Here is a 6,461-nt window from a genome sequence, read left to right as displayed (position 1 = left end):
TCGTCCTCGACGACGAGTACGCGGATCACTGGGTGCCTCCCGTGCCGGTGCGGTCGGCCCGGGGCGGACCGGAGTTCGTGCCTGCGTCGGTGCCTCCGCTGTCGCCGCCCGGCACCGGGGCGCGGCCTGCGCTTCGGCCGGCGCCGTCGTCGCAGGTACCCGGCACCGGGGGCTGCGCCCACCCGTCCCCGGGCTCCCGGCTCCGTTCGGGCGTCGACAGGGTCACCTCGAATTCCGCGCCGCCCTCGTCGGACTCCCTGATGGTCAGTTCGCCACCGTTGCGCGTCACCGTCTGGTGGACCAGGGCCAGGCCAAGGCCCCGGCCCGTGGGGGCCTTGGTGGACCAGCCCCGTTCGAGGACCGTCGTCCGCTGCGCGGGGGCCACCCCGGGGCCCGTGTCCGAAACGCGCAGGAGGAGGCCCGCCTCGTCGGCGCGGGCCGTCACGGTGACGCGGGCCGACGGCGACCCCTGGGCCGCGTCGACCGCGTTGTCGATGAGGTTGCCGAGGACCGTCACCAGGTCGCGGGCGGGCAGGGACGGCGGGAGCATGCCGTCGTCGATGCTGCTGTCGTCGGAGACGACCAGCTCCACACCGTGCTCGTTGGCCTGCGCCGCCTTCCCGAGCAGCAGCGCCGCGAGGACGGGTTCGCTGACCGCGGCCACCACCTGGTCGGTCAGGGCCTGCGCCAGCTCCAGTTCGGCGGTGGCGAAGTCGACGGCCTCGTCCGCGCGGCCGAGCTCGATGAGGGACACCACCGTGTGGAGCCGGTTCGCGGCCTCGTGGGCCTGCGAGCGCAGCGCCCGCGTGAAGCCCCGCTCGGAGTCCAGCTCGCCGGTGAGCGCCTGCAGTTCGGTGTGGTCGCGCAGGGTCACCACCGTGCCCCGGCGCTCGCCGCCCGACACGGGCGAGGTGTTGACGACCACCACGCGGTCGACGGTCAGGTGCAGCTCGTCGACCCGCGGCTCGGCCGCGAGGAGCGCGCCGGTCAGGGGAGCGGGGAGGCCGAGTTCGGCGACGTTGCGGCCGATGACCGGGCCCTCGGGGACGCCGAGCAGCTCGCGGCCCGCGTCGTTGATCAGCGCGATCCGCCGCTGGCCGTCCAGCATCAGCAGCCCCTCGCGCACCGCGTGCAGCGCCGCCTCGTGGTAGTCGTGCATCCGGCTCAGCTCGGCGGCGTTCATGCCGTGCGTACTGCGGCGCAGGCGGGCGTTGATGACGTACGTACCGATGCCGCCGAGCACGAGCGCCGCCGCCGCGACCCCGAGCAGGGCGAGGACCTGGCCGCGCGCCTTCGCGCTGATCTCCTCGACGGTGATGCCGGCGCTGACCAGGCCGACGATGCGGTCGTCCGGACGGGCCCCGTCCACCGCGCCGACGCCCTCGCCGTCACCACCGTCGTGGGGCCCGCCGTCGGCCCAGATCGGCGTGACCACCCGTACCGAAGGACCGAGCGTCCCCGTGTACGTCTCCGCGAACGTCCTGCCGCGCAGCGCGTCCGCCCGGTGGCCGAGGAAGCGTTCGCCGATGCGCCGCTCGTCGGGGTGGGTCCAGCGGATCCCGCGCGGGTCCATGATCGTGACGAAGTCGACGCCGGTGTGCTTCTGCACCCGACTCGCGTACGGCTGGAGCCGCTTCGAGGGGTCGGCACCGCGAATGGCCTCCCGTACGGAAGGGGAGTCCGCGACCGCCCGCGCCGCCGCGGTCGCCTGGCGGCGCGCGCTCTCCTCGGCCTGGTGCTTGTCGCTCAGGTACGTGAAGAGCGCGCACCCGGCCACCACCACCGTGACCAGCACAATCTGCATCGCGAAGAGCTGGCCCGCCAGGCTGCGCGGCAGCCGGCGCGGGCGGGAGGGGCGGGTGCGGGACATGGTCTCAGTCTGCCTCGTCGTATAAGTGCGAACTAAATGAACGCAAGGGTGACCGCCCTCACAGAGCGGGAGATAGTCGCCGGGATCGCCCGGCCATCGAGCCGGGGGATCGCCCAGGCACCGAGCCGGCCCAGCCGTCGGGTCGCGAGCCGATCGCCCAGGACGTGAGCCGCACGCACTGCGGGCACCACAACGCCGACGTCGTCGTTCAAGGAGGTCCCCCGTGACCAGCACGGCCGACCCACAAGCCGCACCCGCAGCCAGGCGGGACCGGACGCACTACCTCTACATCGCCGTCATCGGCGCCGTGCTGCTCGGCATCGCCGTCGGCTTCATCTGGCCCGACTTCGCCAAGGAACTGAAGCCGATCGGCACCGGCTTCGTGAACCTGATCAAGATGATGATCTCGCCCATCATCTTCTGCACGATCGTCCTCGGCGTCGGCTCGGTGCGCAAGGCCGCCAAGGTCGGCAAGGTCGGCGGTCTCGCGCTCGCCTACTTCATCGCGATGTCCTTCGTCGCGCTCGCCATCGGCCTGATCGTCGGCAACATCCTGCACCCGGGCTCGGGCCTGGACATCACCGAGTCCGTGAAGGGCGCGGGCCACACCGCGGCCGACGAGGCGGACAAGGGGCTCGTCGACTTCGTCCTCGGCATCATCCCGACCACGATGGTCTCCGCCTTCACCCAGCAAGAGGTGCTCCAGACCCTGCTCGTGGCGCTGCTCGTCGGCTTCGCGCTGCAGGCCATGGGCCGTTCGGGAGAGCCGGTCCTGAGGGGCATCGAGCACATCCAGAAGCTCGTCTTCCGGGTGCTCGGCATGATCATGTGGGCGGCCCCGGTGGGCGCGTTCGGCGCGATGGCGGCCGTCATCGGCGAGACCGGCCTCGACGCGCTCAAGGCACTCGCGACGATCATGATCGGGTTCTACGTCACCTGTGCGCTGTTCATCGTCATCGTGCTCGGCACGCTGGTGCGCCTGGTGACCGGGGTGAACCTCTTCCAGCTGCTCAGGTACCTGAGCCGGGAGTTCCTGCTGATCCTCTCCACCTCCTCGTCCGAGTCCGCGCTGCCGCGGCTCATCGCGAAGATGGAGCACCTGGGGGTCAGCCGTCCGGTCGTCGGCATCACCGTCCCGACCGGCTACTCCTTCAACCTCGACGGCACGATGATCTACCTGACCATGGCCTCGCTCTTCATCGCGGACGCCATGGACCAGCCGCTCGGCGTCGGCGAGCAGATCGGGCTGCTGCTCTTCATGATGATCGCGTCCAAGGGCGCGGCGGGCGTGTCCGGTTCGGGCATCGCGGTCCTCGCCAGCGGTCTGCAGTCGCACAAGCCCGCGCTGGTCGACGGCGTCGGCCTGATCATCGGCGTCGACCGCTTCATGAGCGAGGCCCGCGCCCTCACCAACTTCGCGGGCAACGCGGTCGCCACGCTGCTCATCGGCACGTGGACCAAGGAGGTCGACAAGGAGCGGGTGAAGGCGGTCCTCGCCGGTGACCTGCCCTTCGACGAGCGGACGCTGGTGGACGACGGGCACGGGCCGTCCTCGCGCGGCGAGGAGACGGGTGAGGACGCCGTGCCCGAGCAGGTCGGCGCGGGCAAGAAGTCGTTGGCCTAGCGGCCCTCGGCACCGTCGCCGGGCGTTCCGCGCCTAGCGACCCTCGTCACCAGCTCGGTGGCTTCTGGGGCGGGCAGGCCCGTCGCGGTCAGGAACGTGATCGCGGTGGACCTGCCCGCCTCCTCCGCTTCCAGGACGCCGTCGTTGACGGCCTCCATCACGGCGAACAGCACCCCTTCGAGGACGTAACTCAGCGCGCGCGGCGGCAGCGGTGACACGAACGTGCCGTCGTCCAGGCCGCGCCGGAAGATCTCCACGCCCGAGGCGTGGACGGCGCCGAGGCGTTCGCGGATGCCGCCCATCGTGACGCTGCGCTGGGCCAGCGAGAGCAGGAGGCGGTAGCGGTCGGCGACCTCCCAGACCGCGAGCAGCGAGCCGGCGACCGCCTCGGCGGGGTTCCCGGCGCCCTCGCGTCCCTTGGCGTGGGCGGTCTCCACGGCCTCGATGGCCCGGTCCACGATGGCGCCCACCAGCGCGTCCCGGCTGGGGAAGTGGCCGTACACCGTGCGGCGCACGACACCCGCGGCGCGCGCGATCTGGTCCATGGACGCGTCGGGGTCCCGCAGCAGCTCGGTGACGGCGACGTCGAGGATGCGGCGGCGGTTGGCGTCGGCTCTGCCGCTCACGGGCGCGGGGCGCGGAGTGCTCATGCCTCTCATTCTGCTGATCAATCTGCTCACGGCGTCAATTTGCACAACGTTGTGCAAGGAAGTAATTTGCACATCATTGTGTAGTTGCACGGCGATGTGCAAGTGAATGGTGTACGTGGACGGGCGCGCCCCGTGCGCGGACCCGCTGTGAGGAGTGAGGGCCTCGATGTCTGTGGTGATCAAGGAGCCGGTCGAGCGGATGGACCGGCCGTACGCGCGCCGCTGGTGGGCACTGGGCGTGCTCTGCCTGAGTCTGCTGATCATCGTGATGGCGAACACGGCGCTGACCGTGGCCGCCCCTGACATGACCAAGGACCTCGGCCTCTCCAGCTCCGACCTGCAGTGGGTCATCGACGGCTACACCGTCCCCTATGCCGCGCTGATGCTGCTGCTCGGCGCCATCGGCGACAAGTACAGCCGGCGCGGCGCGCTCGTCCTCGGCCTCGTCGTCTTCGGCGGCGGAGCGGTCGCGGGCTCGCTGGTCGACAGCTCCGGCGGGGTCATCGCGGCCCGCGCCGTGATGGGCTTCGGCGCGGCGATGATCATGCCGGCGACGCTGTCGCTGCTCGCCGCGACGTTCCCGAAGGCCGAGCGGGCCAAGGCCATCGTGCTGTGGACCGCCACCGCGGGGCTCGCGATCGCCGCGGGTCCGCTGGTCGCGGGCGCGCTCCTGGAGAACCACGGATGGGCGTCGACCTTCCTGATCAACGTGCCGATCGCCGCGCTCGCCATCGTCGGCGCCCTCGTGCTCGTACCGCCGTCCAAGGCCGGCCACGGCAACCGGATCGACTACGTCGGCGGCGCGCTCTCCGTCGTCTGGACCGGCGCGCTGGTCTACATGATCATTCAGGGTCCGCACTTCGGCTGGGACGCGAAGGCGGTCTCCGCGGCGGTCGTCGCGGGCGCCGGCCTGCTGGCCTTCATCGCCTGGGAGCTGCGCCACCCGCACCCGATCCTGGACGTCCGCCGCTTCCTCGACCGCCGCTTCGCGGGCTCGAACCTCGCGGTGGCGCTGTTCTTCCTCGCGGTCTTCGGCGCGTTCTACTACCTCACGCAGCACCTGCAGTTCGTCCTCGGCTACAACCCGCTGGAGACCGGCGTACGGATGCTCCCGCTGGCCGGCGCGGTCTTCGTCGGCTCGGCGCTGACCGGCTACCTCACGCCGCGCATCGGCATGAAGATCACGGTGACGGCGGGCATGGTCGCGGGCACGGTGGCGCTCGCGCTGCTCACGCAGGTCGACGCGGGCTCCACGTACGGGGACTTCGTCGCCCCGCTGATCGTCCTCGGCCTCGCCATCGGCCTCGCGCTCTCGCCCTGCACGGACGCGATCATGGGCGCCTTCCCCGAGTCCGAGCTGGGCGTCGGCGGCGCGGTCAACGACACGTCCCTCGAACTCGGCGGCTCGCTCGGCATCGCCATCCTCGGCTCGGTGCTGGCCAGTTCGTACTCCTCGGAGCTCGCGGACGCGGCGTCCTCCTCGGGCACGAAGCTGCCGGCCGGCACGCTGGACACCGCGCAGGACTCCGTCGGCGCCGGCTACGCGGTGGCCCAGGGCATCGGCGACCAGGCCCGTGAGGTCGCCGCGAAGGCGGCGCGGGCGAGCTCGCCCGAGCAGGCGGCCCAGCTCAAGTCCCAGGCCGAACAACTCGCCCAGGGCGCCGGCAAGATGGCGGACGCGGTCGGCTCCGCCTTCGCCGACGCGGTGTCCCACACGAGCCTGATCGGCGCGTCGATCCTGGGCGTGGGGACGCTGCTGGTGGCGGTGCTGCTGCCGCGGAAGAAGGGCGGGGGCGCTGTCTCGGACCCGGCTGAACCCGTCCCGTCGGCGGAGGAGCGGGACCAGGAGCGGGAGCCGCAGCCGCAGAACTGATGGCATGCGGCCCGTGACCCGTCACGGATGAAACGGATGAAGCCGACGGCCGGACTGCCCCGTGCGTGGGGGTGGTTCGGCCGTCTGCCGTCGAACCGGCGTCGATTAGTCTCCCTTGTGGGCGTCTGACCGGCGCCTTTCGCTGTGGGGGAAGGGGAACGTCATGGCGCCCAGGCCGGTACGTGCCGCCGTTGGGGGAGCGTGGATCAACTGCCAGGTCTGCAAAGGGGATCTGTTCCGCGAGCGGGACGTGAAGCTGAACAGCTTCGGCATGGAGTTCATGAAGATGGCCTGGGCCGACGAGTCCGCCACGGGGCTGATCTGCTGGCGGTGCGGGTACGTGCACCTCTTCGTGAATCCGGAGATATCCCTCTACTGGGCCGAGTGAGGCGGCGGCTCGGCTGCCGGTAGGGGGCGTGGGAGTTTCCTGCAGCGGGTGTGGGC

At 71.4% G+C, this 6,461-nt stretch carries 5 protein-coding genes; 3 read left to right on the top strand and 2 right to left on the bottom strand.

What is annotated here, in order from left to right:
* Positions 1-25: 25 nt before the first annotated feature.
* Complete coding sequence (locus tag AOK22_RS16375; RefSeq protein ID WP_244164818.1) at positions 26-1,870, bottom strand: sensor histidine kinase; 1,845 nt, start codon at positions 1,868-1,870, stop codon at positions 26-28.
* A gap of 223 nt (positions 1,871-2,093) precedes the next feature.
* Between AOK22_RS16375 and AOK22_RS16370 the strand changes: the two genes are divergently transcribed.
* A complete protein-coding gene (locus AOK22_RS16370; protein ID WP_055699396.1) occupies positions 2,094-3,494 on the top strand; it encodes a cation:dicarboxylate symporter family transporter in 1,401 nt (466 codons plus the stop codon).
* On the opposite strand, the gene AOK22_RS16365 is transcribed toward AOK22_RS16370, so the two are convergent.
* Positions 3,491-4,144: a TetR/AcrR family transcriptional regulator gene (locus tag AOK22_RS16365; RefSeq protein WP_079036607.1), complete on the bottom strand. Its 654-nt coding sequence runs from the start codon at positions 4,142-4,144 to the stop codon at positions 3,491-3,493. The two genes, AOK22_RS16370 and AOK22_RS16365, sit on opposite strands and share 4 nt — an antisense overlap.
* Before the next feature lie 166 nt (positions 4,145-4,310).
* Here AOK22_RS16365 and AOK22_RS16360 point away from each other — a divergent pair, with 166 nt between their 5' ends.
* Both AOK22_RS16360 and AOK22_RS16355 read left to right on the top strand, forming a co-directional pair.
* A complete protein-coding gene (locus tag AOK22_RS16360) occupies positions 4,311-6,017 on the top strand; it encodes an MFS transporter (RefSeq protein ID WP_055699394.1) in 1,707 nt (568 codons plus the stop codon).
* A 163-nt stretch (positions 6,018-6,180) separates the two neighbouring features.
* Positions 6,181-6,405 (top strand): hypothetical protein, encoded by a 225-nt coding sequence (locus AOK22_RS16355; RefSeq protein WP_055699393.1) that lies wholly within the window; start codon positions 6,181-6,183, stop codon positions 6,403-6,405.
* Positions 6,406-6,461 lie beyond the last annotated feature (56 nt).

Origin of the sequence: Streptomyces silaceus (genome assembly GCF_001419745.1) — a bacterium.
Lineage (GTDB): Bacteria > Actinomycetota > Actinomycetes > Streptomycetales > Streptomycetaceae > Streptomyces > Streptomyces silaceus.
This window is presented reverse-complemented; position numbering and strand designations above follow the sequence as displayed.